The sequence below is a fragment of the Colwellia sp. RSH04 genome, from assembly GCF_003545765.1.
In the GTDB taxonomy this organism is placed as follows: domain Bacteria; phylum Pseudomonadota; class Gammaproteobacteria; order Enterobacterales; family Alteromonadaceae; genus Colwellia.
This window is the reverse complement of record NZ_QXIO01000004.1, coordinates 180,199-206,783: the sequence shown is the minus strand read 5'-3', so window position 1 is coordinate 206,783 and position 26,585 is coordinate 180,199. Positions and strand designations below refer to the sequence as shown.

At 37.9% G+C, this 26,585-nt stretch carries 31 protein-coding genes and 1 pseudogene; 14 read left to right on the top strand and 18 right to left on the bottom strand.

From position 1 onward, the window contains the following. Positions 1 to 78: 78 nt before the first annotated feature. From D1094_RS08700 to mutM, 6 genes are all read left to right on the top strand, one after another. Complete coding sequence (locus tag D1094_RS08700) at positions 79 to 747, top strand: AAA family ATPase (RefSeq protein ID WP_118959708.1); 669 nt, start codon at positions 79 to 81, stop codon at positions 745 to 747. Next, positions 734 to 1,177 carry a hypothetical protein gene (locus D1094_RS08695; protein WP_118959707.1) on the top strand — a complete coding sequence of 148 codons (444 nt, stop codon included), beginning with the start codon at positions 734 to 736 and terminating at the stop codon, positions 1,175 to 1,177. Before D1094_RS08700 ends, D1094_RS08695 begins: the two co-directional genes overlap by 14 nt. A gap of 249 nt (positions 1,178 to 1,426) precedes the next feature. Then, complete coding sequence (gene rpmB, locus D1094_RS08690; protein WP_084692866.1) at positions 1,427 to 1,663, top strand: 50S ribosomal protein L28; 237 nt, start codon at positions 1,427 to 1,429, stop codon at positions 1,661 to 1,663. Between the two features lie 21 nt (positions 1,664 to 1,684). Further along, positions 1,685 to 1,840: a 50S ribosomal protein L33 gene (gene rpmG / locus D1094_RS08685; protein WP_044834320.1), complete on the top strand. Its 156-nt coding sequence runs from the start codon at positions 1,685 to 1,687 to the stop codon at positions 1,838 to 1,840. 110 nt (positions 1,841 to 1,950) lie between these two features. Continuing rightward, positions 1,951 to 2,451 carry a hypothetical protein gene (locus D1094_RS08680; protein ID WP_118959706.1) on the top strand — a complete coding sequence of 167 codons (501 nt, stop codon included), beginning with the start codon at positions 1,951 to 1,953 and terminating at the stop codon, positions 2,449 to 2,451. A gap of 31 nt (positions 2,452 to 2,482) precedes the next feature. After that, on the top strand, positions 2,483 to 3,298 hold the full coding sequence (gene mutM / locus D1094_RS08675; RefSeq protein WP_118959705.1) for a bifunctional DNA-formamidopyrimidine glycosylase/DNA-(apurinic or apyrimidinic site) lyase: 816 nt from the start codon (positions 2,483 to 2,485) through the stop codon (positions 3,296 to 3,298). A gap of 5 nt (positions 3,299 to 3,303) precedes the next feature. Here the strand turns inward: mutM and coaD are convergent, their stop codons facing one another. Then, positions 3,304 to 3,774 carry a pantetheine-phosphate adenylyltransferase gene (gene coaD / locus D1094_RS08670; protein ID WP_118959704.1) on the bottom strand — a complete coding sequence of 157 codons (471 nt, stop codon included), beginning with the start codon at positions 3,772 to 3,774 and terminating at the stop codon, positions 3,304 to 3,306. A gap of 222 nt (positions 3,775 to 3,996) precedes the next feature. Here coaD and D1094_RS08665 point away from each other — a divergent pair, with 222 nt between their 5' ends. Next, on the top strand, positions 3,997 to 4,653 hold the full coding sequence (locus D1094_RS08665; protein WP_118959703.1) for a TetR/AcrR family transcriptional regulator: 657 nt from the start codon (positions 3,997 to 3,999) through the stop codon (positions 4,651 to 4,653). Here D1094_RS08665 and D1094_RS08660 read toward each other — a convergent pair. From D1094_RS08660 to bioH, 3 genes are all read right to left on the bottom strand, one after another. Next, positions 4,650 to 5,627, bottom strand: coding sequence for a putative metalloprotease CJM1_0395 family protein (locus D1094_RS08660; protein ID WP_118959702.1), 978 nt, complete (start codon positions 5,625 to 5,627; stop codon positions 4,650 to 4,652). The genes D1094_RS08665 and D1094_RS08660 overlap by 4 nt on opposite strands. A gap of 25 nt (positions 5,628 to 5,652) precedes the next feature. Beyond that, positions 5,653 to 5,940, bottom strand: coding sequence for a hypothetical protein (locus tag D1094_RS08655; RefSeq protein WP_118959701.1), 288 nt, complete (start codon positions 5,938 to 5,940; stop codon positions 5,653 to 5,655). An 87-nt stretch (positions 5,941 to 6,027) separates the two neighbouring features. Next, positions 6,028 to 6,876: a pimeloyl-ACP methyl ester esterase BioH gene (gene bioH / locus D1094_RS08650; RefSeq protein ID WP_118959700.1), complete on the bottom strand. Its 849-nt coding sequence runs from the start codon at positions 6,874 to 6,876 to the stop codon at positions 6,028 to 6,030. A 54-nt stretch (positions 6,877 to 6,930) separates the two neighbouring features. Between bioH and D1094_RS08645 the strand changes: the two genes are divergently transcribed. Beyond that, entirely contained in the window at positions 6,931 to 7,713 is a 783-nt protein-coding gene (locus D1094_RS08645) for a ComF family protein (protein WP_118959699.1), read from the top strand. 13 nt (positions 7,714 to 7,726) lie between these two features. Here the strand turns inward: D1094_RS08645 and D1094_RS08640 are convergent, their stop codons facing one another. Beyond that, positions 7,727 to 10,276 (bottom strand): M14 family zinc carboxypeptidase, encoded by a 2,550-nt coding sequence (locus D1094_RS08640; RefSeq protein ID WP_118959698.1) that lies wholly within the window; start codon positions 10,274 to 10,276, stop codon positions 7,727 to 7,729. Between the two features lie 238 nt (positions 10,277 to 10,514). On the opposite strand from D1094_RS08640, the gene nfuA reads away from it, so the two are divergent. From nfuA to D1094_RS08620, 4 genes are all read left to right on the top strand, one after another. Further along, positions 10,515 to 11,093 carry a Fe-S biogenesis protein NfuA gene (nfuA, locus tag D1094_RS08635; protein ID WP_118959697.1) on the top strand — a complete coding sequence of 193 codons (579 nt, stop codon included), beginning with the start codon at positions 10,515 to 10,517 and terminating at the stop codon, positions 11,091 to 11,093. A 30-nt stretch (positions 11,094 to 11,123) separates the two neighbouring features. Next, positions 11,124 to 11,375 (top strand): hypothetical protein, encoded by a 252-nt coding sequence (locus D1094_RS08630; RefSeq protein ID WP_118959696.1) that lies wholly within the window; start codon positions 11,124 to 11,126, stop codon positions 11,373 to 11,375. A 1-nt stretch (position 11,376) separates the two neighbouring features. Then, positions 11,377 to 11,739 carry a VanZ family protein gene (locus tag D1094_RS08625; protein ID WP_118959695.1) on the top strand — a complete coding sequence of 121 codons (363 nt, stop codon included), beginning with the start codon at positions 11,377 to 11,379 and terminating at the stop codon, positions 11,737 to 11,739. A 114-nt stretch (positions 11,740 to 11,853) separates the two neighbouring features. Then, positions 11,854 to 12,138, top strand: a complete 285-nt coding sequence (locus D1094_RS08620) for a hypothetical protein (protein ID WP_118959694.1) — start codon at positions 11,854 to 11,856, stop codon at positions 12,136 to 12,138. 413 nt (positions 12,139 to 12,551) lie between these two features. On the opposite strand, the pseudogene D1094_RS08615 reads toward D1094_RS08620, so the two are convergent. The 3 genes and pseudogenes from D1094_RS08615 to D1094_RS08610 form a co-directional block, all read right to left on the bottom strand. Beyond that, a pseudogene (locus D1094_RS08615) lies at positions 12,552 to 13,382 on the bottom strand (IS110 family transposase); the annotation flags it as partial. 15 nt (positions 13,383 to 13,397) lie between these two features. Further along, positions 13,398 to 13,580 (bottom strand): hypothetical protein, encoded by a 183-nt coding sequence (locus tag D1094_RS18870; RefSeq protein ID WP_259337878.1) that lies wholly within the window; start codon positions 13,578 to 13,580, stop codon positions 13,398 to 13,400. A 74-nt stretch (positions 13,581 to 13,654) separates the two neighbouring features. Then, a complete protein-coding gene (locus tag D1094_RS08610) occupies positions 13,655 to 15,022 on the bottom strand; it encodes an MATE family efflux transporter (RefSeq protein ID WP_404851454.1) in 1,368 nt (455 codons plus the stop codon). A gap of 87 nt (positions 15,023 to 15,109) precedes the next feature. Between D1094_RS08610 and D1094_RS08605 the strand changes: the two genes are divergently transcribed. After that, positions 15,110 to 16,171, top strand: a complete 1,062-nt coding sequence (locus tag D1094_RS08605; protein WP_118959693.1) for a polysaccharide deacetylase family protein — start codon at positions 15,110 to 15,112, stop codon at positions 16,169 to 16,171. Positions 16,172 to 16,181: 10 nt separating this feature from the next. On the opposite strand, the gene D1094_RS08600 is transcribed toward D1094_RS08605, so the two are convergent. The 10 genes from D1094_RS08600 to lexA all read right to left on the bottom strand — a co-directional run bounded on the left by D1094_RS08600 (position 16,182) and on the right by lexA (position 25,630). Then, the gene (locus tag D1094_RS08600; protein ID WP_118959692.1) at positions 16,182 to 16,808 is read right to left on the bottom strand and encodes an SCO family protein; all 627 of its coding nucleotides are present in this window, start codon (positions 16,806 to 16,808) and stop codon (positions 16,182 to 16,184) included. Positions 16,809 to 16,826: 18 nt separating this feature from the next. Continuing rightward, positions 16,827 to 17,669, bottom strand: coding sequence for a heme o synthase (cyoE, locus tag D1094_RS08595; protein WP_404851460.1), 843 nt, complete (start codon positions 17,667 to 17,669; stop codon positions 16,827 to 16,829). A gap of 114 nt (positions 17,670 to 17,783) precedes the next feature. Next, entirely contained in the window at positions 17,784 to 18,812 is a 1,029-nt protein-coding gene (locus D1094_RS08590) for a heme A synthase (protein WP_118959690.1), read from the bottom strand. A gap of 13 nt (positions 18,813 to 18,825) precedes the next feature. Continuing rightward, the gene (locus D1094_RS08585) at positions 18,826 to 19,413 is read right to left on the bottom strand and encodes a hypothetical protein (protein WP_118959689.1); all 588 of its coding nucleotides are present in this window, start codon (positions 19,411 to 19,413) and stop codon (positions 18,826 to 18,828) included. Between the two features lies 1 nt (position 19,414). Next, complete coding sequence (locus D1094_RS08580; RefSeq protein ID WP_118959688.1) at positions 19,415 to 20,188, bottom strand: SURF1 family protein; 774 nt, start codon at positions 20,186 to 20,188, stop codon at positions 19,415 to 19,417. Positions 20,189 to 20,219: 31 nt separating this feature from the next. Further along, a complete protein-coding gene (locus D1094_RS08575; RefSeq protein WP_118959687.1) occupies positions 20,220 to 21,104 on the bottom strand; it encodes a cytochrome c oxidase subunit 3 in 885 nt (294 codons plus the stop codon). Between the two features lie 34 nt (positions 21,105 to 21,138). Beyond that, complete coding sequence (locus D1094_RS08570) at positions 21,139 to 21,690, bottom strand: cytochrome c oxidase assembly protein (RefSeq protein ID WP_118959686.1); 552 nt, start codon at positions 21,688 to 21,690, stop codon at positions 21,139 to 21,141. Between the two features lie 5 nt (positions 21,691 to 21,695). Then, positions 21,696 to 23,291: a cytochrome c oxidase subunit I gene (gene ctaD / locus D1094_RS08565; RefSeq protein WP_118959685.1), complete on the bottom strand. Its 1,596-nt coding sequence runs from the start codon at positions 23,289 to 23,291 to the stop codon at positions 21,696 to 21,698. A gap of 3 nt (positions 23,292 to 23,294) precedes the next feature. Then, entirely contained in the window at positions 23,295 to 24,437 is a 1,143-nt protein-coding gene (gene coxB, locus D1094_RS08560) for a cytochrome c oxidase subunit II (RefSeq protein ID WP_118959684.1), read from the bottom strand. Positions 24,438 to 25,006: 569 nt separating this feature from the next. Next, positions 25,007 to 25,630, bottom strand: a complete 624-nt coding sequence (lexA, locus tag D1094_RS08555) for a transcriptional repressor LexA (protein WP_118959683.1) — start codon at positions 25,628 to 25,630, stop codon at positions 25,007 to 25,009. 326 nt (positions 25,631 to 25,956) lie between these two features. On the opposite strand from lexA, the gene D1094_RS08550 reads away from it, so the two are divergent. After that, positions 25,957 to 26,379, top strand: coding sequence for a hypothetical protein (locus D1094_RS08550; RefSeq protein ID WP_118959682.1), 423 nt, complete (start codon positions 25,957 to 25,959; stop codon positions 26,377 to 26,379). Positions 26,380 to 26,585: the final 206 nt, after the last annotated feature.

The window sequence follows — 26,585 nt, the reverse complement described above, 5'->3', positions numbered from 1 at the left end:
GAAATAAGCTAGACTTATAAAATTGAACTACAATAGTAGTGTTCAAGGTTTAAGATAGAAGTAAAGGATGATAAACATATGATGATATTAGTGGGTGGTGAAAAAGGCGGTAGCGGTAAGAGCTGTCTGGCACAAAATTTAGCCGTATACTTCGCCCGAAATAAAAAAGCAATTGTATTGATGGTTGATTGTGATCCACAAAGAACAACCTCTGATTGGATACAAGCGCGTAACGGCGACCCTTCACTTCCTGCCATTAATTGCATTCAACTTTATGGTAAAATTCGAAATGATTTATTGAGCCTAGGGCAACATTATGATTATGTAATTGTTGACTGTGGTGGACAAGATAACTTAGCACTTCGTGCGGCAATGTCTGTTGCAGATCATGTCATTATTCCATTAAGGCCTAAACGTCGTGATTTAAAAACTGTGCCTCATATGGAAGATATGTTGAGTACTTGCAAAATGGTAAATCCGAAAATGATGGCTTCTTTTGTCGTTACACAATGCCCATCGTTGCCTAATCAAGCAAGTCGAATTTTAGAAGCAAAAGAAGTGTGTAGCTCATACGGCATTAATGTTTTAAATGCAGTGACTTATAACAGAAATGTCTATGATGATAGTGAAGAGCAGGGTTCTTCAGTGATTGAAAACGATCCAAATGGTAAAGCTGCTCAAGAAATGATTGCTATTGCAGAAGAATTATTAGCAATGGAACCGGACAATTCGCATGAGTTTAACTGATTTAAAGAAAACCAAGGACGGCAAGGCAAAAAAGAAAAATTTTACGATAGATGAATTTATTTCTGATGCCGAAAATTATGCTAAGGGTGACCCTAAAATTGTCACTACTGTTGCTGGCGCAGAAAATGATCATAAACTTAATTTGCAAGAAGCAATCTCAGAAGCTAAGCGCTTTATTGAATTAAAAGAGCAAGAACACAAGTTAGCAGAACAACCATCGCGCCAAAGAATAAAAGGTAAAATTAAAGGCGATAAACCATTTCGTCGTGCAACGTTTACCTTAAGCGAAGACGCAATAAATCAGTTACATGAACTTTCAGAAGGATCTGATTTAGCTAAGTCTCATATCTTACGCATTTTAATAGATGAACTGTGTAATAAAGAACAAAATGAGCAACTGAAAAAATTACTGCAATCAAAAATAGATTGATTTGATGGAATTTTGATCGCGAAAGTGACAATAATCATACGAAAACTCACTGCATTTGTGAGTTTTTTGTTTTTAAGATGTTATTAAGTTGCTGATAGATATAAACAAAAAGCCTTTATTGATAAAGTTTTCATTTGGGCTAGCATTAATAAATTAGTTTCTCTATAATATGCCACCTTTTTCAGGATCCTGAGGCGACGGTCTTGGGGAAATATAGCTCGAGCTGAAATTAATTTTGGAGTGACTCAAATGTCTAAAGTTTGCCAAGTAACAGGCAAGAAGCCAGTCGTAGGGAACAACCGTTCTCACGCAAGAAACGCGACTCGTCGTCGTTTCTTACCAAACCTTCAATCTCACCGTTTTTGGGTTGAGAGTGAAAATCGTTTCGTTAAATTACGTTTAACTCCGAAAGGAATGCGTATTATCGATAAAAAAGGTATTGATGCAGTATTAGCTGACATTCGTGCCCGTGGCGAAAAAGTTTAAGTACTCATCTAGGAGAATATCATGCGTGATAAAATTCGTTTAGTTTCTAGTGCAGGTACTGGTCATTTTTATACTACTGATAAGAATAAAAAGACTATGCCAGAGAAGATGGAAATCAAAAAGTTTGATCCAAAAGCTCGTAAGCACGTAATGTATAAAGAAGCAAAAATTAAGTAATTAATTGAGTTTCTAATTAAAAGCCCGGTTTTTACCGGGTTTTTTATTGCCAAAAATTCAGTATGATAGGTATAAAATGATAGGTATAAATTCACAAGAGTAGGCTCAGAATGAAGTTATCACGTACTGGCTGGAATAACGTAATAATATTCTCGGTCATGATTATTATTATTATGATTAATGCAACCAATGAAAAGTTATTCCCTGAGGAAGCGGGGCAGCATTCAAGTGCTGAGCAAAAAATCTTGCCTGAGCATAGTGTTGTGTTAACACTATCAATATTGGTGTCTGAAAAAACAAGTCTGCACTTTGCGCGCGTTGGTCGTAGTTGGCAGTTAACAAGTAAAGGTCTTGCAGTAAACTTAACTGAACAACAAATCGAACAATTAATGTTTTCATGGCAACAAAGCTCAGGCTTAGTTCAAGCTGATGATGTTGTGATTGATCAATCATTAGCGACAGAACTCCATATTGCCTTGGCTGGTGTCGAACAAACGTTAGTATATTGGCTTTACCCACTCAAAGATCAATTATTAATATATAATCAATCATCGGGTATCTGGATATCTTTACCGGCCGCCTTAAGTAAACAACTATTGCCGATACAATAAATAAGTAATCAACACTGAGTCGAATATCTATATGCCAGAGTTACCTGAAGTAGAAGTCTGTCGATTGGGCATAAGCCCGCACCTTGTTGGTAAAACAATACAAGATATCATGGTGCGCAATCACCAGTTACGCTGGCCAATACCGGCAGAAATAAAGCAAGCAGTAGGTGAAAAGATACTTGCTGTTGAAAGAAGAGCGAAATATTTATTACTGCGATGTGAATCTGGAACGATACTGCTTCATCTTGGCATGTCAGGCACAATTCGTGTGATTAAACAGTCTACAGCTGTTGCAAAGCATGATCATTTTGACTTAGTGCTCAAGCACAACCAAGTGCTTAGGCTTAATGATCCTAGGCGCTTTGGCGCAGTACTTTGGTTGAATAGTCATAATGATGAACAAGGTTTATTGAGTAAATTAGGACCTGAGCCATTATCTGATGACTTTTCAGCGGGCTATCTTTATCAAAAAGCGCAGCGTCGTAAAGTGCCTATTAAGACCTTTCTTATGAATAACAATATTGTTGTCGGTGTTGGTAATATCTATGCAAATGAAGCGCTATTCAAAGCGGGAATTTTGCCAACGGCTCTTGCTGGCACTATCAATGAAGAAAGGTTTGATCGGTTAACTGATATTATAAAAGAGGTATTATCGGCTGCAATTAAGCAAGGCGGAACCACCTTAAAAGATTTCACCCAAGCAGACGGGCGTCCAGGGTATTTCGCGCAGTCACTGCAAGTATATGGCCGAGCAGGGCAAGCTTGCTATTGCTGTAAAACCACCTTGGAAGAAGTAAGGCAAGCAAATCGCAGCTCAGTATTTTGTCCGAGCTGTCAGCGTGAATAAGCGCTTTATTTATTTAATGCTGCTTTGACAACAGGGTGGACAAACTGGCTAACATCACCATCGTGAAGAGCGACTTCTTTTACTAGTGTTGAAGAGATAAATGAATTCTCTTCTGCTGGAGTAAGAAAAACACTTTCTAATTCAGGTGATAGCCTGCGATTCATGTTGGCTAGTTGGAATTCGTATTCAAAATCAGATACGGCACGTAAACCGCGAATAAGTACCTTGGCTTGATGTTGCTTAGCAAAGTCTACTAGTAAGCCACTGAAACCGACTACTGAAACATTATCTAAATCTTTTGTAACTTCTTGAAGCATAGCTACGCGTTCTTTTAAATCAAAGCGAGGCTTTTTGCTTGGACTAAATGCAACACCAATAATGACTTCGTTAAATAGTTTACTCGCACGCACGATAAGGTCGCTGTGTCCGTTTGTTACTGGGTCAAAAGTGCCGGGGTAGATTGCTTTTATAGTCATATGCTAATTAATTTTATTGGTGTGCAAAGAAAGATACATTGTAATGGTCTTATAGAGTCACTGACAAGTCTCTATAATTAATTCAAATTAAAAATGAATAAATAATCATAAAAAAGCTTAAAGTATTTACTCAAAATGCTGTATATTAATTCAAAATTGATAGTATCATAGTTCAATCAAAGAAGATTACCATTCATCAGCCAAGAGAAAGAAGCCGTTAGTATGAAGACCCGTGATAAAATAATTCAAGCCAGTATTGCATTATTTAATGAGCAAGGAGAGCGCAATGTAACCACAAATCATATTGCGGCTCACTTATCGATAAGTCCAGGCAACCTGTATTATCACTTTCGTAATAAAGAAGATATTATTCTTTCTATTTATGAGGAATATGCTCGCAGTCTTTTACTTGAGGCTTTACCTAAAGTTTCTGCTGAAGTTAAGCCACTCGATTCATTAATTCTCTATATGGATGCGGTATCGCAAACGACGAGAAAATTTCGTTTTTTCTATAGTAACTTACCTGTATTGTTAGATAAAAACCCAAGTTTGAGAGAGAAGTATGTTGAAGTACAACATACTATAGCAGAGCGAATTCGTGAATTATTGTTAGCACTAAGAAGTGCTGAGATTATTGCATTTGATGATGATGAACTTGATGATATTGTCAGTATTCTCCGCCTGATCAACACCTTCTGGATTAGCTTTTATCAAACACAAACCATTGTGAATGAAGTGAACGATTCAGTTTTTTATCAAGGTGTTTTAAAAATACTCGTTATTCTTAAGCCTTACACGACTGAAGTTGCTAAAGAAGAACTGCTTAAAGCGCGTGATTTATACCAACAAAAATATGAGCAAGCATTAGCTTCTGCTTAAGCGGTTAGCTCAAACTGGTAGCTATCAGGCTTATTATAAGCCTGTGTGATATCTTGATAAAAGTTTTCTATACGTTGAGCACGCTGAGCAATTTCTAAAGATTGTTGAGATTGAATGTGAGCAGTTGAACCATGACTACTGTGGCTTGGAACGAGTGTTTCTTGATCGGCTAATGTTTGATTAATAAAGCTATCAAACTCATTATTACTCTCGTCATTAAGGTGAACATTGACTTGCCCCTTAACGTTATTCTCTTTGTTAACATTTCGTTCTTCATTTTGCTGTGACAATAAATCACTTTGAGCTTGTAAAATTATTTGGGTTGCATTAGCTGCCACACGAGTATCTTGAGCGGATGGGTTGGCCGGTGCTAGTGCTGCCGAATGAACTTTTTGCATCTTGGCAATCGTCGCTTGTGGATCGCCTGTAACACGAGAAAGATCGACAGAGACTTCTCCAGAAACTGCATATTTTTTTCCATCAGGACCAACTTCATAGCTATAAGACGGAGAGCCTGTAGTCGAGCCACCAACGCTAGCATGAGCCATTTCATGGGCTTTTACTTCTAAATCTCGCGTTTTTAATTCAGAAACGACTTGCTCTTCTTCAGGAGATAGAGCATTAGGTGACTGAGTGGGCTTCTCATCTTCATCGTTTTGTTGCTGATTAAATGCATTGGGGTTCTGCTCTTGTTCTTGATGCTCTGAGTTGTGTTCTCGATGTTCGCCATTAATTGATTCAGTTTCATGTTCTGCTTGTTTGCGTAAATTAGCAAAATCGACTTGTTCATTATTTTGCGCAGGTGTTCTAGCACGTTCTTTTTCAGAGGCGACACCTTTTTCTGCAGCTGAACGATTGGTTGCACTGACTTGAGTAATAACTTCTCTTTGCAAGTTTTCACGACGCAAGCTTTCCGTTGGCAAATTAGCCACCGTTGGCATAGATATCATTGGTGTGTGAGAAGTAATGTTCATAATAGTCGTTTTAGTACGTTACTGATTAGGCAGTAACGTCTAATAACGTTCCTAACGTTTCATCTGCCGTTTTAATAACTTCTGCTGATGATTTTGCCTGATACTCAGCAACCTTTAAATCAACGACTGCTTGATTTAGTTCAGGCGCGTCTTTTTGAGTCACTACTTCACTAGTGACTTCAGTGTTGCTTTTCTGGTTTGCTTCGGTGTTAAGCGTGGTGCTAGCTACAATATCTGATGCAGCTTGAGTAGCATTTTCCTTAGCTTGTTGAAAGCCTTGGATCCCCGCGTTAAATGCTGATTGAACTTCCATAGTAAATACCCCTATTTTCTATAGCTTCATCTGTCTAATTATTAACCAAAAATAACAAAAAGTAAATTAATACTTCTGATCAAATGGTTAAATATTGTTATTAAAATTATTGAATAGCCATTTTAACAAGACATTAGTGAATTCAGGTAAGTGAGAGATAAAAGGAGCATGCGAAGCTCCTTCAAAAACATAGTGTTCACTTAATGGTGCTAAGGTATTGATTAATGGGCAAACAGCTTTAGGAACTAGACTATCATTGCGTCCATATAAGCGTAAAAAGGGCTGTTGTATTTGTAATAATTGGTCACGTAAGTCAGTAGTTTCTAGCAAACTCAGTGATTTATCCAGAGTATTTCTATCAGCTAAAGGTTGTGCCATAACTAACTCGGTAATTTGCTTTAAATCTTGGCGAATATGTGGACTGCCCATCGCTTGTATTTTTAAAAAACCTTTAATAGTTTTCTCGCTATCTTGCGATAGTTGTTGATGAAAACTCGACAAAATAGCCGGTTTTATCCCTGGCCAACTGATCTCATCAATAGTTAATTCTTGTTTTTCCATAAATAATGGCGAGCTGGCAACGGAAATTAGCCCTAAAACTTTTTGGCGATAATCGGTAGCCATTTTAGTTGCTATTAAACCGCCAAGCGACCAGCCAAGATAAATTGCTGGTTGAGTAATTGTTTGACTGATTAACTGACAAATACTATCGATAGTGTATGGATTTAAATCAACAGACTTATTGTGGCCAAAGCCAGGCAAATCAATGGTAATTAAATCAAATTTGTCAGACAGTAAAGGTGTGAGTTCTTCTAATAATGGCTGCCAAATGCCTGAATTTAACCCCCAACCATGTAACAAAATGAGTGGGGTTTTGTTAGTGTGCTTATGCGAAGTAGTTGTTGCGATTTTGGTAAAATGTAAACTATCTGCCATGCTAGAAGAGTGCGTTTAAAGGAAAAACGCTAGTGTACAAAAAGGTAACTCACAATGGAATGGCAAAGGGTACTTAATCAATGGCGCATACTCGTATACTCTTTATGGCAAAAAAATATCATAAAACTTGCCTGTTGCGATTTATGTTTTTCAGCAATCAGTGACACTATTACAGAGCAAGAAATGCCTACGCAACGTTTGCTTTGCACTCATTGCTTAAATGAGTTACCACTTTTTAGACTCGAACAATTACAAGGGGATTTACTTCATTGGCCTGCTATTATAAAAGGATTACCACAGCGAGGTTTTAATCGATTACTAACCGTTGCTCCCTATACAGCCCCTTTTGATCATTGGTTAAAACAATTGAAATACCAAGGACGTTTTGAATTAGCCCCCCTGTTTGCGACTTTACTCTACAAGCAATGGCAACATGCTCATCATATTCACCCATTTGATAGTGTTGACTTAGTTATTTCAGTACCTGTTCACCAAAGTAAATGGCAAATACGCGGATATAATCAGGCTCACCTTATTGCTCAACGTTTTGCTAATAAGTTACAGGTGCCTTATCAAAGCAATTTGATAAAACGTGTGAAACAAGGTGACAGTCAAGTAGGAAAAACAGGTGCCCAGCGCAGAAGAGCCTTACGCGGCAACTTTGCTATTAATGACGCTACTTTGAAACATATAAAGCATGTGGTGTTAGTTGATGATGTTGTTACAACGGGTAGTACTGCCAATGAAATAAGTAAACTGCTAATTAGTTTAGGTGTGCATACCGTTACTCTCGTTACGGTATGCATTTCTTTACCTTTATCCAATAAGGTTAAATAACGTTAATTTGAAGTTATTTCGCTGAAGCTGAAAAAGCATGCGCAAAAAAGATACTATTGGCGAGTAACTTAGCACTTCCATGCCAATAACCTCTAAAAGCAAGTACATCAGTGGTAGCAATTACTCTACCTCTACCGTAGTTATGAGCAACAATAGCAGCATTATGTGCAAGTCGATTTGTTAAGTTTTGATCTGTATAACCGCTTAATAAAGGTGTAGGAGTATATTTAGCAACCGTCACAAAAGGTTGTTGCGGATGTTCTATTATCAAGGTGCTATTTCTAAACAGCGGCAACGTCGTTGAAGAATAGCCAAAGGCTAATGGGTGACTTGTATCAAGCGTAGTTTCAAAGATAGCGCCAGCAATACGTTTACGTGCAGCAAGCGCTTCTTTGTCTTGGTAACTTAAATTTTGATGATCAAAAAGTTGATCAATTTGTTCTTTGCTTGCTATTTTTGCCGAGAGAATTTCATGATCAGCTAACCAAGTAGCAGCTCTTTTCTGACCGATTATAACGCCACCCTGTTTAACCCATGCTTTTATTTTTTGAGTCGCTTGCTCACTCATTTGTTGATAATTGCCATTAACCAAAATAATGTGGGTATAGCTGCTGATATCGCGACGAGAAATATTATTGTGTTTAATAACAGAAACAGGAATATTCAGCGTTTCATCCAGATAAAAACGAATTTCACCGGCCTCATATTGTGAGATGCCTTGCCCACCAACGAGTAATATTTTCGGTGTTTTTATAAGTTTTAAAGAACTACTGCCTAAATCAACGCCTAGAGGCGTAAGACCAGTAGCGAGGTTAAATACATTGATACCTAAGTTATTACTGGTTTGAATCACAATGTCTTGCCAATTATCCAGTGTTTGTATGCCAGCTAACAGTACAATACTACCTTTAGCAAACTGCTGGTTTTTACCCTCAATATTACTAGAAAATGGCTTAGTAGCCACTTTAGCTTTTATCCCCTTACGTAATAGTTCGTTTAATAATTTAGGAGCCAAGTAATTTTGCCAGTTAAATGCTAAAGCGTACGTATTAGAAGTACTTTTGTTTACCCTATTTATCGGAGTTTTCTGCCAAGCTTGCTTACTTAGTGATAGACCACGAGTACGTTTCAACGGTGTATATTCAATATTCATGGCAAGTGGTAAAGTCCAACCTGAGACATCGTAAAAAGTATTATCTTTAAAATGGCTTTGTTGATTAAATAATGCTTGTATTAAACGGTACTGCGGCTGAACTAAAGGAATATAGTAACTATGCTGTTTTGTATAAACTTTATCTTGATATTCGTAGTCTTCAGTTAAGGGATATACCTTGATTTGATGTTGTGCCAGTTTGCTTAGTAACGCTTGTAATCGATAGTTGTCGTTAGCTTCGTGCAATATAAAACCAGACGTTTTTTGTTTTTTCGCTAGCTTCAAAGCACTTTGATAGAAGTCTTTTTTATATTGAATTAATTTTTCACGATGATGCCATGCACCTTCAATAGTTGATAATGACGTTAGTACATGATTCTTAATGCTGTCTTCGAAGGTAAGTAAACCATTTACAGTTTGTTGTTGCATGCCACGAGAGCTTGCTTGCTCAAATAAAATACCAATACTGCCGTTGATGTCTGGGTAGGTTGAACCTTTACCAAAATAGAAGTCATCAAAGTTTTCTTCGCTGTAGTATAACCCTTGTTGTTTATCTAAAGCTTTCGCATGGAACTCAGCCATTGCTGCCGTTAAGTTATAATTATCTATTGGCGTTAATGGGTGGTTTCTGCTGCGAATACCCGGTTGAAAAAAATAGCTGCTATTATGACCCATTTCATGAAAATCCCCCACTACATGCGGTTGGTAGCGGTGATAATATGCGAGTCTATGCCTACTTTCTTGCTGAGATAATAATAACCAATCTCGATTTAAATCAAACCAGAAGTGGTTTGTTCGACCTGTTACCCAATCTTGGTGATGCTCAATATGATTCACATCGCTATTATCAGTAGAGTTTCTGTAAGTGGTAACCCAATTAACAAATCTATCCATACCATCGGGATTGATGCTGGGCTCTAAAACAATGATGGTATTCTCTAGAATTTTTTCAATATTTGCTTCATTACTGGCGGCCAAATAATATGCGACCACCATTGCAGCATTAGCACCGCTAATTTCATCACCATGGACGCTATAACCAAGCCATACCACTAGAGGTTCATTGCTGTTATCTTTTTTGCTTGAATTATTTGCTAATAATTGAGGTAATTTAGCCAGATTTTCAGGACTTGAAATAGTTACTAGTAACTGCTCTCTAAACTGAGCTGTTCTACCCATAGAGGTTAACATTACACGCTTAGATACTGCAGATAACTGATAAAAGTATTGTGATAATTGGTCATGCCTGACATGACGCTGGCCAATTTCAAAACCTAAGGTTTCTTTGGGTTGTAAAATGTCTTCATTATAAGCGGCTGATTGAGGTAAATACTGTGTAATTGAACTGGCATTAAGCATGCTTGAAAAGATAAAAAAGCTCAAAATAATTAAGAAACGTAGCAATAACATAAAAACCTCTTTTGTTGATGGCAGGTAAAATAACAAATCTATGTCGAAAAATCATTGTTATTCACGCGCTACGTTGACGCATTGAGTAAAAAGTAAACAGCAAACTGAGATCACCTAATATTGAGGAAAGTGCTAGCACCTAACTTGATAGCAGAGTAAAATGAGATACTTGAGTAAAATAGTCAGGTATACTTATAGTTAATAAGTATATTGAGAGAGCAAAGAGAGTGTAAACGTTATGATCAGTATTTCAGAAAGTGCACAAGCGCATTTTGTAAAATTACTTTCGCAACAAGCGGAAGGTACCCATATTCGAGTTTTCGTGGTTAACCCTGGTACAGCTAAAGCTGAGTGCGGTGTTTCATATTGTCCACCAGATGCTGTTGAACCAGACGATATTGAGCTACCTTTTGATGGTTTTTCTGCCATGGTCGATAACGACAGCAAAAACTTTTTAGAAGATGCAGAAATTGATTTCACTACCGATCAAATGGGGTCTCAGCTTACGTTAAAAGCGCCTAATGCAAAATTGCGTAAAGTGGCTGATGATGCTCCGCTTTTTGATCGTGTTCATTACTTCTTACAAGCAGAAGTAAACCCTCAATTAGCTGGACATGGTGGTGAGTGTACCTTAATGGAAATCACTGACGACGGTTATGCCGTATTACAATTTGGTGGTGGCTGTAATGGGTGTAGCCAAATTGATGTTACTGTTAAAGATGGTATTGAAAAGCAGTTAATTGACATCATGGGTGATGAAATTAAAGGCGTAAAAGATATGACAGAACATGAACGCGGTGAGCACTCATATTATTAAACAAAGATAAACACACCCTAGTGTGATGAAATGCTGTATATATTAGAAAAACTTGGCCAAAATCCACAAACCAGTATGAAAATATTTGTTCGTGGGCTTGGCCTTTTTGTTTTAGGGCTGGGCTTAATTGCCGTCGGCTACTTCTCTCATTATGCATGGCAAATGGCTGGTATTATAGTATTAGCAATCGCTTGTGCTGTTGCTGCGTGGGGCTATATAGGCATATTTGCGAATCGTTGGTATCATATTTTGACTCGACATAATCCAGAGCGGCATAAATAATATGGCTATTTTAACGCTTATTAAAGATTATTGGTTGGCGCTAACTCTATTCATACTGTTTTGTATTACAACGTTATCTTTATGGCCTGCAGAAAGTTTACCCCAAGTCCCCGGCACTGATAAAACGCATCACTTTATTGCCTATGGTTTATTAGTGCTGCCAACGGCATTAAAAAAGCCTAATGGTTGGATATACATCGCTTTAGCCTTTATGGCCTTTAGTGGGGTAATTGAATTAATTCAACCATATGTCAATCGTTATGGTGAGTGGCTTGATATGTTAGCAAATGTCGTAGGGCTGTTTTGTGGCATTATCATTGCGACTATATTGAATTACTTCACCACGCCGGTTTACAAAAAATAACAATAAATTACATAATCATTGAAAAGTTATAATTAATCATTGATAGGCATCAAGCAGTGCAAGTTAAGCCATGCTAAACTGGCGACACTTTAAATTATTGAAAACTGTTTTCTTATGTCAGAACTACCACCAGCACATCATTTACCTGTTAAGCATCCACCTAAACGCCTTTGGCAAAAAATTGCATTGGTTATAGCAAATATCAGCTTTGGCTGCGCGGCAATTGGTGTTGTGGTTACCGTTGTTTATGGTGGTGATGTTGCTCCAGAATATAAAGCGGCTATGGGTGCTATTACCTTTTTCTGCGCTGCAGTTGGTGTTGTATTAAAGGCGTTAGGCGGCACAAGTATTCCTAACTTGAAAATAGAAAAGCAAGAGAACAACAAAGAAGATGCTTAACTAACCTCTGTTCGGGATAATAAATAGCTCCCTAGCAGATATTTTTCCTTACTTCTATGTTAAATTCATAAACAATAGAATAACTATTCTTAATGAATTTGCCTTGAATTAAGAAAAACTATCAAGCTAGTGAGTTGCTAAAACCACAAGCCTAACAATTTCAAACGATTAACTTATCTCTTAACCCGTATATGGACTCCACCTGTTTAGCAACTGCTTTTACAAAAAGATTAGATGCGCACGTATATACGGTTTTTAATTGAAGAAGCTATCTTCTAACCAGTGATCTATTCGCACCTTCTGTCCTAATCGAAATAGTAGCGTTATTAACGCTGTCGGATTAAACAGGTTTTCAGAAGGTTGGTCTTACCTATTTGTTAATGCATTTTGCTGAACTTTTTTAAAACTTTAATTTAAACTGCTTGGATTTTATATTCTGTACCGTAATTAAGTAATGCCCACGCTGTGCGCACCGTCTTATTCATTAACGCAACACATGCTCGTTTAATGCCGACTCGCTTAACTAAAGCTATGAGCCATTGTTGCTTATACGTTTTTGGCTCGCTAGGTAACCTAGAAATGACTGCAAGTGCACCTTGATAGAGGATTGAACGAAGCAGTTTATCTCCCCCATGTTTATCTATGCCAACCATAACGACCTTACCGCCACTGCTATGCTGCTTTGGTGTTACACCCACGTAAACAGAAGCATGACGACCATTTTTAAAGTTTTTGCCATCTCCTAGACATGAAACTAAACCAGCTGCACCTATATGACTAACACCTTCTAATTCCATCAAGCGTTTACATGGCTCTGATTGATTAACCCATTCTTTTAGTTGAAGCGTGATTGCTTGGTAATGCGTCTCTGTTGTTTGATATTGTTGCCATAAAACCATAAGTAATTGCTTCACTGGTATGGGGAAATCATCAGACTCTGGTGAGATAAAATGAGTGATGCTTTCTCTTAATGACTTTTTCCCTAGAGCTATCGTCGCCCCATATTCAAAACATAAAGCTCGAATATGATTTCCGAGTGACGTCGTTGCTCGGTCAAACCATTTTCGACTTATTTGAATTGCTTGGATGTTTTGTTGAGATAAATCTTTTACTTGGCAGAAAGTCATACCTAATTGTGTTGAAGCGACGGCAATACCGACAGCATCATTAGCGTCTGTTTTCTGGTTTCCTATATAAGGTTTTACTTTTTTAGGAGCCATACCTCTCACTTCATGACCAAAAGACTGTGCGACTCTAGCCTAATAATGAAAGCTAGCGCAGCCTTCCATTGCTACTATGCAGGGTGATGAATTAGCGAGTAGCTCTTTAGTCTTTTGTGGTGACATTGCTTTATTAAATAAAAGCTCGCCATGCTTATTAACTTTACAAACTTGAATGACTTTTTTTGCTAAATCGAGTGATATTATTGTGCGCTTGCTCATGTATGGACTCCTTTTGTTTTGGTAGACACCAATCTACGGGTGTAGGTCGGTGGAGTCCATACATCGAACTGAGGTTAACTATTTGTGTCGTTGAGGTTGGCGCTGGCAAATGCGGGCGTTAACTTACGATGAAAATGCCAAGCTAATGTCGCACCACGTGCTAACATAAATAAAGAGAAAGCCGCCCATAATCCATGATTTTGGTATGGTTGCATGATAAACCATAATGGGAAAAAGCATAAAAAAGTTGAAATAATCATACTATTCCTCATTGCTTTTGCTTGCATTAAGCCAATATAAACACCGTCATACAAGTAACACCAACAAGAAAGTATCGGTAAAAAAACCATCCAAATTAAGTAACCTTGTGCGTAATTAATAACGCTGTCTATCGATGAAATTAATGACAACAGTTGCTTACCTGCAATGGCAAAAAGCAAAGAGTAAAAGAGTGCAAAGATAGCGGTCCAAAATAAAGCTATATGCACTGTACTTTTTAACGCGGTATTATTCTTACTGCCATGGGCTTTACCTACCATTGCTTCAGCAGCATTTGCAATACCGTCTAACCCAAACGAAATTAATAGCAAAAAGTTCATAAGAATAGCATTAGCCGCGACAACATTATCGCCCATTCTTGCACCTTGAAATGTAATAAACATAAAGCAAATCTGTAGGCATAGGGTTCGAATTAAAATATCGCGATTTAGTTTGAAGTAGGCACTAATGACATGACTTTCAATGAGTTGGGATAAGAAAGCACCGCTATCTTGTAGTAATGTCGCTATCTCAGTTTTATGTCGATTCAATATGAAGCCTAAACCAAAAATAAGCGCAGAATACTCAGCAATAACACTTGCTAAAGCAACACCTTGAACTTGCCATTGAAAAGAAAACACAAACACTATATCAAGGATAACATTGACAGTATTGGTTAATATTAATAACCACATCACCGCTTTACTTTGATGATTACCCAGTAACCAACCAAAGATCACTAAATTAGCTAATGCTGCAGGTACTGACCAAATACGAATTTGGGCGTATTGATTAGCATAAAACTGTACTTGCTCAGAGCCACCAGCAATTGCTAAGGCAATATTAATAAAAGGTGATTGTAGTAAAACTAAAAGTGCACCTATGCAAAATGCGACAGTGAGACCTCGAAATAACACCATCAAGTTTTTTTGTTTGTTATTACTGCCAAAGGCTTGAGCACTTAACCCCGTTGTCGACATACGAAGAAAACCGCATAGCCAAACCACTGAAGTAGTAATCATCGCACCTATGGTGCTACCTCCTAGGTAATAGGCATGTGATAAGTGACCAATAACTGCAGTATCAACTAGACCTAATAAAGGAACAGTAATATTGGAAAGTATCATTGGCAGCGCTAACAAGAATAAACGCTTATGTTGATCAAGATCGCTAAATAACGGCAAGAAATATTCCTAATCGCTAGGCTTTTAATAAGAAAAGCGGTATTTTACCTTATCTTGTAACCCTCAGCCATGAGAAGAAAAATTACCATGATTGTCCGCATTCTTACGTTACTTTGCTTTTTTTTCCATACTGCTAGTTTTGCTGCGGTTATTTTGCAGTATCACCATGTTAGTGAAACCACTCCTGCAAGTACAACCATTTCTCCGAGCCAATTTGAGGCACATTTAACATATTTGAAAGACAATAATTTTACCGTGGTACCTTTATCGACAATAGTTGAGTCTATTAAAACTCAGCAAGTCATGAAAGATAAGATTGTCGCAATAACATTTGATGATGCTTACACGAATATTTTAACAACGGCAAAACCGCTTTTAGACAAATTTGGTTATCCTTACACCATCTTTGTTAACCCAGGTATTATTGATCGATACGAATCAAGAACTTCTTCCCCGTACCTGTCTTGGGCACAATTAAAATCAATGGCTGATGATGGTGTTATTTTAGCTAACCATGGCTTTGAACATGATTCGCTTATTAGAATGAAAGCAGGAGTCAGTGAAGAGCAGTGGTTAGCAGAGCAGTCAAAGCTTTTACTCAGTGCTGAAAGTATTTTAAAAGAAAAGACAGGGCAGAGTTGGCGCTATTTTGCTTACCCTTATGGTGAATATAGCCCCGCTATTCAAGCATGGATAAGGCAACATGATTTTGTTGCATTCTCGCAACAGTCGGGGGCTGTTGGTATCAAATCTGATATAACAAGTTTACCTAGGTTCCCTGCTTCTCAGCCATACGATAAAATTTCAAGTCTTAGAGATAAGTTGAACTCATTACCTATGGCAATAACCTTGTCAGAACAAGATGCGCAAACGATTTATCAGCACAAGCAAAGTAAAAAAATAACCTTTACAGTACAAGCCGATGATTTCTACCAATCTCAGTTACATTGCTATATTTCGGGTCTAGGCAAGCAGCAGGTTGATTGGATAGACGATCAAACGTTTTCTATTACCTTTAAAAAAGATTTACCTTCAGGACGAGTGCGTTGTAACTGCACTGCAGCAAGTAAAAGTAAACCTGGCCGATACTATTGGTATTCTAAACCATGGTTTGTACTAAAACCTGATGGTGAATGGTTTCACCTATAGTCGTCTGCCGCTAATATAAAGCGACAATACGTTGATAATCAGCAAGTAGTTTGTCGCTATCTATACTCGGAACTTCTCCTACCGCTTGCTCAGCTTTAAAGATAGCAGCAATTTTTGCGTCTGGGTTTATTAGTGCTAATGAAGCGCTATGATCTACTTGATAGGCTTCACTCTTTCCATCATCGCTGATGGCGTACATTAAACCGAGATTGCGGGCAAAAGGGTATAACTTATCATGCTCTGCTCTTAATGCTAAAAAGTCTTCATTAAAGTAAGCAATGTATTGAGCTAATTTAGATTGGCTATCACGCTTAGGATCTACTGATACGAGTAACACTTGACTATTTTCATCAATTTCTTGAAGCTCTTCATAAATAAAACTTAAATTTTGCAGTGTTGTTGGGCAGACATCTGGACAAGAAGTATAGCCAAAAAACACAAAACTCCACTTACCTCTAAGCTTTTGATTGGTGAACGGTTTACCAGCTTGATCAACTAATTGAAAATTGGCTAATCCGCGACTTTGTTTATAATATAACGCGTGTTCTGGTAAGGGTTTTTTAGTCAAAAAATGAAAACCAATTGCGCCAGCACAGGTCGCAATAATAGCGACAATGATAATTAATATTTTATTCATAAAGACTTAAGCTCCCTTCTACACACTAGCTACTAAGTAATGATCGAGTAGTAAAATAATAAAAAGTGCCATTAAGTGTACGATTGAAAATTTAAACGTCGCAAAGGCTGTACCTTCTTTATCATTAAATTTTAATTGCCATGCATAATAAAAAAATACTAGATTTAATCCGACTGAGCCTAAAAGGTATAACCAACCACTCATGCCAACAAGATAAGGCAATAAGCAAACGACAAATAATAATACCGTATAGAGCAATATTTGAGTCTTAGTAAATTCGACGCCATGTGTAACAGGTAGCATAGGTATGTTTACTTTGGCGTAATCATTTTTTCGATGAATGGCCAATGCCCAAAAATGTGGTGGTGTCCAAGTAAAAATAATTAACACAAGTAATAAGGCATGGGCATGAACTTCATTGGTCATGGCTGTCCAACCTAATAATGGAGGAATGGCGCCAGCTAAACCGCCAATAGTGATATTTTGTGGTGTTGCACGTTTTAAGTATAAGGTGTAAACAAAGCTATAACCGACTAAGCCAGCTAAGGTTAAATAGGCTGTTAATGGGTTAACAAACCCATATAGCAACACAAAACCAAACAACGCCATCGCAAAGGAAAATATAATAGCATTGCTTGTGGTAACTTGGCCTGTCGGTAATGGGCGGTTATGGGTTCTTCCCATTATGGTATCAATTTTTTGGTCAACAATATGATTAATCGCTGCTGCCGCAGAAGACAATAAACCGATACCTAGCATAGCTGGTATAAGAATTTGCCAAGGTAAACCACCGGGAACAGAAAGACTCATGCCGACAAGTGCGGTGAGCACAAGTAAAGCTACAACTCTAGGCTTTGTCATTTCATAATAGGCTCGCCATGGAACGCGAGCTGTATTAGATAGACGCACTTGGCTAGTATTAGTGGTATTAACAATGCCAACTAAATTCTTATTTAAAGTTTTGTTCATAATGAATTACTCCGATAGAGTGTGGCTTGATAGCATTGAATGAGAGTTTCGAGCCTGATAAATGAGTGCAATAAGGCACATCATCAAGCATACCGCGACTACATTATGTGCCACGGCAACGGCTAAGGGTAAAGCAAACCAAATGTTACTTATACCCAACATGACTTGAACGGTTAACGCCAGTAATAGTAGTTTTGCAGAAGATTTGGTCGCCTTGTTATTTTTTTGACGAAAGACCATAACTGCAAGCCAAAGTAGGTACGCAGTGGCGATCATCGCGCCAATTCTATGGCTAACATGAATGGTGACAAGTTCATTAAACGCTAAGTGACCATATTCATAACTATCTTTTTCTGGCGGTATTAACTCAAAAGCTTTTGAAAAATTCAGTTGAGTTGACCAATCTCCCTGACAAATAGGCAGTTCAACGCAACTCGTGGCTGCATAGTTAGCCGATGTCCAACCACCGAGTGCAATTTGGCTTGCCAATATAAAAACACCAATAATGCCATAACGCACAATATGATTACTTGATGTTGGTTCTTGGCTTCTATTCGATAATCGTAAATAAAGCAAAAAAAGTAAGCATAAGGTAGTGAAACCGCCTAACAAGTGTCCCATTACTACAATGGGCATCAGTTTCATTGTTACCGTCCACATACCTAACGCGCCTTGAAATACCACTAAACAGGCAATAAAGAGTGGTAACTTTAAGGGAACATGCTCTTGTCTACATTTGAATGATAAGAAGGCTATAGAGAAAATAAATAACCCTAATGTACTAGCAAAGTAGCGATGAATCATTTCATTCCATGCTTTAGCTGGCTCAACGGGTCTTTCGGGGAAGGCTAATTCAGCTTTTTGAATTTGCTCTGTCGTTTCGGGCACATCGATTAAACCATAACAAGTTGGCCAATCTGGGCATCCAAGCCCTGCATGTGTTAATCGAGTGTAGGCACCTAGTCCAATAACCAGAATTGCGAGTAACATACTAACAATTACCAGTCGCTGAAGATTTATTTTGCCATTTTCCATGTAATACTTCTCCTTAACCTACTTTGGAGTATTTCAGTAACTTCTTCATATCGGCCAAAACTTGTTTACCAAAGAGGATTTGTTGATTTTCCTCTGTGGGTAATTGATGAGATAAAATAATGTTGCCCAGAGGATCAACAATTAGTAATTGTGGTTGTGGAAAAGTACTTTCTGACAGCGGTGTAGCAGTAGTAATATGCCAGTCACTTTTTTGTTTCAGGTCACTATATTTATTAGTTAACTGGTTATTTAATAGAGCAACAGGTAAAACCCTTGGTTTATCTTTACCTAGCGCTAAATACGTATTGTACAGTGCTTTCATGCTGTTCTGGCAGGTCGCATTACACTGCTGAGTTGGGTGATATAATAATAGCCATTTATTAGCGAAGTTGGTGCTGTCAATATCAAGTTGGTTTAAGGTGACGGGTTGCTCAATTAATGTTCCTTTGTTAGTGACACCGTAATTTAACCAGTTAAAACTGAGTGCTAACTTTGCCAAGATTACTGGTAAAGCGAAAGCCGCTAACATTAACAAAAATGTCGTTTTAGACTTCATTTTCTTTGGGGAAGGTTGAACAGTTGTTGTTTCGATTGTGCTCATATTAAACCTTATTCGTTATTATTGTTTTTTGTAATAGGTTATCTTTAAACCAAGTTAATAAACCACTTACCCACGCCATCAGCAGTAACCAAGCTATAGCTAGACATAACCATTGAAACGCATAAGCTTGATGTTTTTCTGGCGGCATTACGATTGGTTGCCAGTTTTTTTTATAACCGATAGACTCGGATTCATCTACATAAGCAACAAAAGGCAATAACGGTTGAGTAAGGTGATGCTCCAATAAGGTATTAAAAGCAGCAAGGTCAATTTGCTGAACTCTTTGCGGCCAGCTTACGGAAGAAAAATCGTCTTCTTTCAGAATAATACCTTGTTCAATTACTCGTACATGTGCTTTAAATCGTTGTTTCCCGACAATTGGTTGAATGTCGGGCAACACATTGCGATTTATGCTGCCTTTTACCCAGCCTAAATTAACTAAAACGGCATGTTCTGTTGTTTGAGCTATTTGATAAACTTTATAGCCAAGTTGACCTTTATTTACTTGATTATCGAGTAAGAAAATAAATTCATTATTTAGGTATGCCGTTAACTCAATGGGAATATCGTTAATGTTTTCTTTGGGGTCTTTTGCAAGTTGTGCCACTTGCGCTAATTTAATCGGCTTTGTTTGCTTTAATTGTACTATTTTATCTAGCCGTATATGCTTTTCTATGGCTCTAGAGTATTGCCAATGCGCGAGTTTTAATAATCCAGAAAAAACAGCTAGCGTAAAAAATACCCAGCTAATTTTTCTGATTATTACACTATGCATTTTAATACGTCGCAAAGGCTACCACTTAACTTTAAATAATATAGACAAAAACAAATAGCATTACCCAAACCACATCGACAAAATGCCAGTACCAACTTGCTGCTTTAAATGCAAAGTGATTTTCTGCTGTGAAATGACCTTTCAATACTCTAAAAAACATAACGATCAGCATGATACAACCTAAAGTGACATGCATGCCGTGAAAGCCGGTTAATAGGTAGAAACTATTACCATAAACACCACTGGTTAAGTACAAGCGCATTTCTTCTGAATAGCCATGAGCGTATTCTTCAACTTGAAAATACATAAAGGCAATGCCCAGTAATATTGTAATGCCAAGCCATACTTTTAATTGGCTACGGTTGTTTTTAATAAGTGAGGTATGAGCAAAGTGCGCGGTTATAGAAGAGGTTAATAATAAAACGGTGTTAATCAAAGGCAAGCCATACCAGCCCATCGCTGTTGTTTCAGTACCATCGGGCGTTTTCAATAAAGGCCATGCTGCGGTAAAATCAGGCCAAAGTACTGCAGCGGTTTCAGCATTGTTTCCTTCGCCACCAAGCCATGGTACCGAAAAAACGCGTAAATAAAGTAAAGCACCAAAAAAGGCGGCAAAAAACATGACTTCTGAGAAAATAAACCAACTCATACCCTGCTTAAAAGAGTTATCCATTTGGTGCGAGTACTTACCCGCTAATGATTCTGTAATAACATCACTAAACCAGCCGTAAATCATATACAAAACTAAGGCTATCCCAGCAAGTAAAATATACCCGCCGTAACCCCCATCTTCGCTGTTCATATCGCTGACATAGTTTCCTGCGCCAACTGCAATGAGGAATAAAGCGACAGCGCCCACAATGGGCCAATGGCTTTGGCTTGGTACGTAATAACTTTCGTATTCTTTAGTAGTCATATTAGTTCCTTATCTCTTTATGGATTTTTAATACTTATAAAGAGGCTATTTTTTCGCTAATGTCGTATAACGTATAAGATAACGTGAGTGTTGATATATCTTTTGGCAATTCTACATCTACATAAAATTGTAGTGCCATCTCTACTTCTTCATTGGCTTGTAGAGGTTGTCGTTCAAAACAAAAACATTCAATTTTTTGAAAATACCCTGCGGCGATGCCCGGTGAAACAGAAGGTACTGCTTGTCCTACAATAGGTTCACTTGCTTGATTCTTGGCATAAAATTTAACCACTTTTTGTTCACCTGGATGTACTTTAATATGTTGAACGAGTGGTTTGAATTTCCAGGGAATTTGCTTAGCATTATGGGTAATGAATTGCACAGTCACTGTGCGAGAGGTATCAATACCATCTGCGGTGTACTCCACTGCTTCATCATTGGTTTTCCCATTAAGACCGGTTATATCACAAAACACGTCGTATAAAGGGACAAGGGCGAAACCGAAGCCAAACATGCTAACGACAACAAGCATAAGTTTTTTTACCGTTGCTTTATGGTTTACTGGTGCTGGGGTTTCGCTTGTCATAATTATTACTCGTCTTTAATTGCTGGCGGTGTGCTAAATGTGTGATAAGGAGCTGGGCTTGCGACTGTCCACTCTAACCCTTGGGCACCATCCCATGGTTTATCAGCGGCTTTTTCACCCCCTTTAATGCACTTGATAACCACAGCAAGAAAAATTAACTGTGATAAACCAAAAGCGAAGCCACCAATACTGACCCACTTGTTAAAGTCGGCGAATTGCAACGCATAATCTGGAATACGTCGAGGCATACCCGCAAGACCAAGGAAGTGCATAGGGAAAAACAGTAAATTTACACTGATAACTGAACACCAAAAGTGCCAGTGAGCAAGTGATTGGTTGTACATGTGACCAGTCCACTTTGGTAACCAGTAATAGGTACCTGCAAAAATAGAGAATAAAGAACCTGTTACAAGTACGTAATGGAAATGAGCTACCACAAAATAGGTATCATGATATTGAAAATCAACTGGCGTTAATGCCAGCATTAATCCAGAAAACCCGCCAATGGTAAACAATATGACAAAGGCGATAGAAAACAGCATTGGAATCTCAAAACTTAATGAGCCTTTCCACATAGTAGCGACCCAGTTAAATACTTTAACGCCAGTTGGTACTGCAATGAGCATGGTGCAATACATGAAAAACAGCTCACCAAAAAGTGGCATACCTGTTGTAAACATGTGGTGCGCCCAAACAATAAACGATAGTAATGCAATTGAAGCGGTAGCGTAAACCATAGAGCTGTAGCCAAAAAGCTTCTTACGTGCGAACGCTGGAATGATGGTAGACACTATGCCAAACGCAGGCAAAATCATAATGTACACTTCAGGATGACCAAAGAACCAGAATATATGTTGGAACATCACAGGATCACCACCACCAGCAGCATCGAAAAAGCTAGTGCCAAAGTAAGTGTCGGTCAACAACATGGTAACAACCCCTGCTAAAACAGGCATTACTGCGATAAGTAAATATGCGGTTATAAAGAAGGTCCAAACAAAAAGTGGCATCTTCATGTAGGTCATGCCGGGGGCACGCATGTTCATAATGGTTACAATGACATTTATGGCACCCATAATCGAAGAAATACCCATGATATGTACGGCAAAGACAAAGAAAGCGGTACTACCATTTGAGTAAGTTGTTGAAAGCGGTGCGTAGAATGTCCAACCAAAATTTGGCGCGCCACTTTCCATAAAGAATGAGCTAAGCAAAATACCAAATGCAAATGGTAGAATCCAAAAACTCCAGTTATTCATTCGTGGTAAAGCCATATCCGGAGCACCTATCATCATAGGTATCATCCAGTTAGCAAACCCCGTAAAGGCAGGCATTATGGCACCAAAAACCATAATCAAGCCATGTGTTGTTGTTAATTGGTTGAAGAAATCAGGTTCTACAATTTGTAAGCCAGGCTGAAAAAGTTCAGCGCGAATAACCATGGCGAGAGCGCCACCAATCAGTAACATAATAAATGAAAACCATAAGTACAAAGTACCAATGTCTTTATGGTTTGTTGTAAATAGCCAGCGTTTTATACCCGTTGGCTGATCATGGTGCTCATCGTGATGTTCTGTATTTTCTAAGGTATCTGTAGTCATCTGTTATTCCCCGCTTACAGCTTTTACGTCGGCGCTTTGCACTAAATCACCGGTATCATTACCCCAAGCATTTCGCTCGAAAGTAACTACAGCAGCAATTTCTTTTAAGCTCAGCTGCTTACCGTAACCTTGCATACCTGTGCCTGCTTTACCGTTAAAGACAATGTTAATGTGCTCTTCAATACTACCGGTGGTAGCAATAGGGCTACCCTTAAGTGCAGGAAAAGCAGGAGGAATACCTAAACCTGTTGGTTGATGACACGCTGCGCAATGAGCAAGGTATGTCGATTCACCAAGTTGCATAAGATCTTCTTTACTCATAGATGAACTAAGTGAGGCAGCTTCAGCATTGGCAGCGTCAGCGATTAATTGTTTTTGGTCATTGAGCCATTGTTGATAATCGGCTTCTGACTTTACTTCAACAACAACAGGCATGAAACCATGGTCTTTACCACACAGCTCGGCACACTGGCCGCGGTAAACACCGGGTTCGTCAACTATTGCCCATGCTTCGTTGATAAATCCTGGGTTTGCATCTTGCTTAACTGCAAAGGCGGGTACCCACCAAGAATGAATTACATCATCTGAGGTTAGTAAGAATCTTACTTTTTTATTAACAGGTATTACGAGTGGCTTATCTACTTCAAGTAAGTAATGTTCACTTCGCTCGGCAGGTTCACCATTATGGTTTTCATATTGTTCACGTGGGGTAGAAAGAACAGAGTAATATTCAATGTCTTGATCGAAATATTTATAGTGCCATTTCCATTGCGAGCCCGTAACAAGAATAGTAATGTCTGAGTCGCTATTATCTTCCATCGCAATTAAGGTACTAGTCGCAGGAACTGCCATAGCAATTAAAATTACAACAGGAATGGCGGTCCAGAGGATTTCAATTTTAGTACTTTCATGAAAATCAGCAGGCTTGGCTCCTTTAGACTTTCGATGAAAGATAATTGACCAAAACATTGCCCCAAAAACGACTATGCCTATGGCGGTACAAATGTATAGCACCAACATGTGCAAATCGTAAACTTCATTACTTATTGCAGTTACTCCTTTGGTCAAATTCAATTGTGAATCTGACCAAGCTGCACTGGAAAATAAACTTACCAATAGCAGCCCTATTCGGTTACGTCTTTTCACTAGACATCTCCTTGCCTCTAATACCCAAAGGTATATTGTTAGAAACAGAAATGCAGCAATGTAAATCACGGCCCACTGAACTGAATATCTGTTAATTCTTTATAGTTATATTTTTGAAATTAACGACGTGAACGAGCAACAACTTGAAAGGATTGTATTAGCGTACTGACGTCTTTTTATTCTTGTTATGGTCATTTTTTATTCTATTCTAGTTTAGAATCACCTATAAATTGATCTAGGTCAATTAATTTTATAGGTTAAATTTTATAAAAAAGCCAATTAATTCAATGGAGTAATAACTCTAACTATAGTGCTAGGCTATGTATATACTACTAATCTAGAGCTGAGAAAAATTCATTTTAAGTGACATATATCACTTAAATTAATTATACATGGGTAGTAAAAAGGAGTGATTTTAGGTAAAAAAGGAGGGGAATAACGATAAAGTCAAACTAATCAAAGAAAACTATTCAATAATTAGGGCAAGTTGATCTTTGTTTAAAAAAATCAACTCGCTCTAACTTGATAGTTTGGCTATGCGAAATATGAGACGTGATAAACTGTGATTTTTACATCCAATTACCGTTTCTTACAATACCTACAGCAATACCTTCAATAGTAAAGTGTTGAGCAGACAAATCGACTTTGATGGGCTCAAAGGCTTCATTTTCGGCATGTAAATAGACGATATTACCCTCACGTTTGTAACGCTTAACTGTTACGTCATTTTCAACACGTGCAACAACAACTTGGCCATTATGTACATCTGTTGTTTGATGAACAGCTAATAAATCACCATCCATAATGCCAATCTCTTTCATGCTTTCACCATTTACGCGCAGCAAATAATCGGCTGCAGGGTGAAAAAGGCTACCATCTAACTTGTAATGATCTTCCACATGCTCTTGTGCAAGAATAGGCTCACCTGCCGCGACTTGACCAATAAGTGGAATGCCTTCTTCTTCAAGTTGGTCTTCTATTAAGCGAATACCACGAGATGTACCAGCTAGCATCTCTATATAGCCTTTTTTTGCTAATGCCTTTAAGTGCTCTTCGGCGGCATTTGCTGATTTGAAACCAAAAAACTCAGCAATTTCTGCGCGGGTAGGTGGCATGCCGGTTTCTTGTATTTTTTCTTTGATTAGATCGAAAATTTGCTGTTGTCTTGCTGTTAATGGACGTAAGTTTTCCATAGCATAGTTCCTGTAAATTTACACAGTAGTACTGGTAGTATATACATACTGTAATTAAAGACAAGTAATTGTTTTCTATGTAGACAGTTTAGATAGGCGAGGTTTTGCTTGTGTAGTTAATCGTCAGTTAGGAATTCTTTGAAATAAATCAAGTAGCACAAAAACCAAATTATCATTTTATATAATATATAGATCAATACTCAGAGGTATATTGTTAAAAACAAGCACATTAATGAGCAGTATATGTTTAAATAGCTCGCTTTAGGTTAATAAGCTTTATCTCTGTAATATTGTGGTATTGAAAAATAAATATAAAAGGAATTCTTATGAAAGGTGCAGGTGGAACATCAGGTGGTTTAGGTCAGTTTTTTATTGGCTTAATTATGATGTGTGGTGGTTTTTATATGTTGTTAAATGCGATAACCGTAACGTCAAGTTTTGGCATGGGTATGCGCTTGTATGGCTTTTCAGCCATGGGGGGGTCTTATAATGTTACTAGCGGTATGATCATGATTCCATTTATATTTGGTATCGGTCTTATCTTTTACAATAGTAAAAATATATTAGGTTGGATTTTATCCCTAGGATCAATTACTGCATTAATATTCGGCGTAATATCATCAATACGTTTCTCATTTAGAACCATGACATCGTTTGATTTAATCGTTATTTTAGTACTAGCAATAGGGGGGTTAGGGCTTTTTCTTCGTTCATTAAAAGCGTTAGATGAAAAGTTACCTGACGCGTAATAAGCTATATTTTTATTAAGAGGAATCACTAATCAAGCGGTTATAACTATCATAATAGTTTTTGCAGGTTGATTAGTGGTTTTTCTTATTAACAACTGTGTCATGTCTTTATCGACACTGTTGGTCCCCATAGTAATTATTTGCATAATTACACTGTTTTTCTGAGCGTTCGCTATGTTCTACAGTAAAAACATTTTTTATTATCT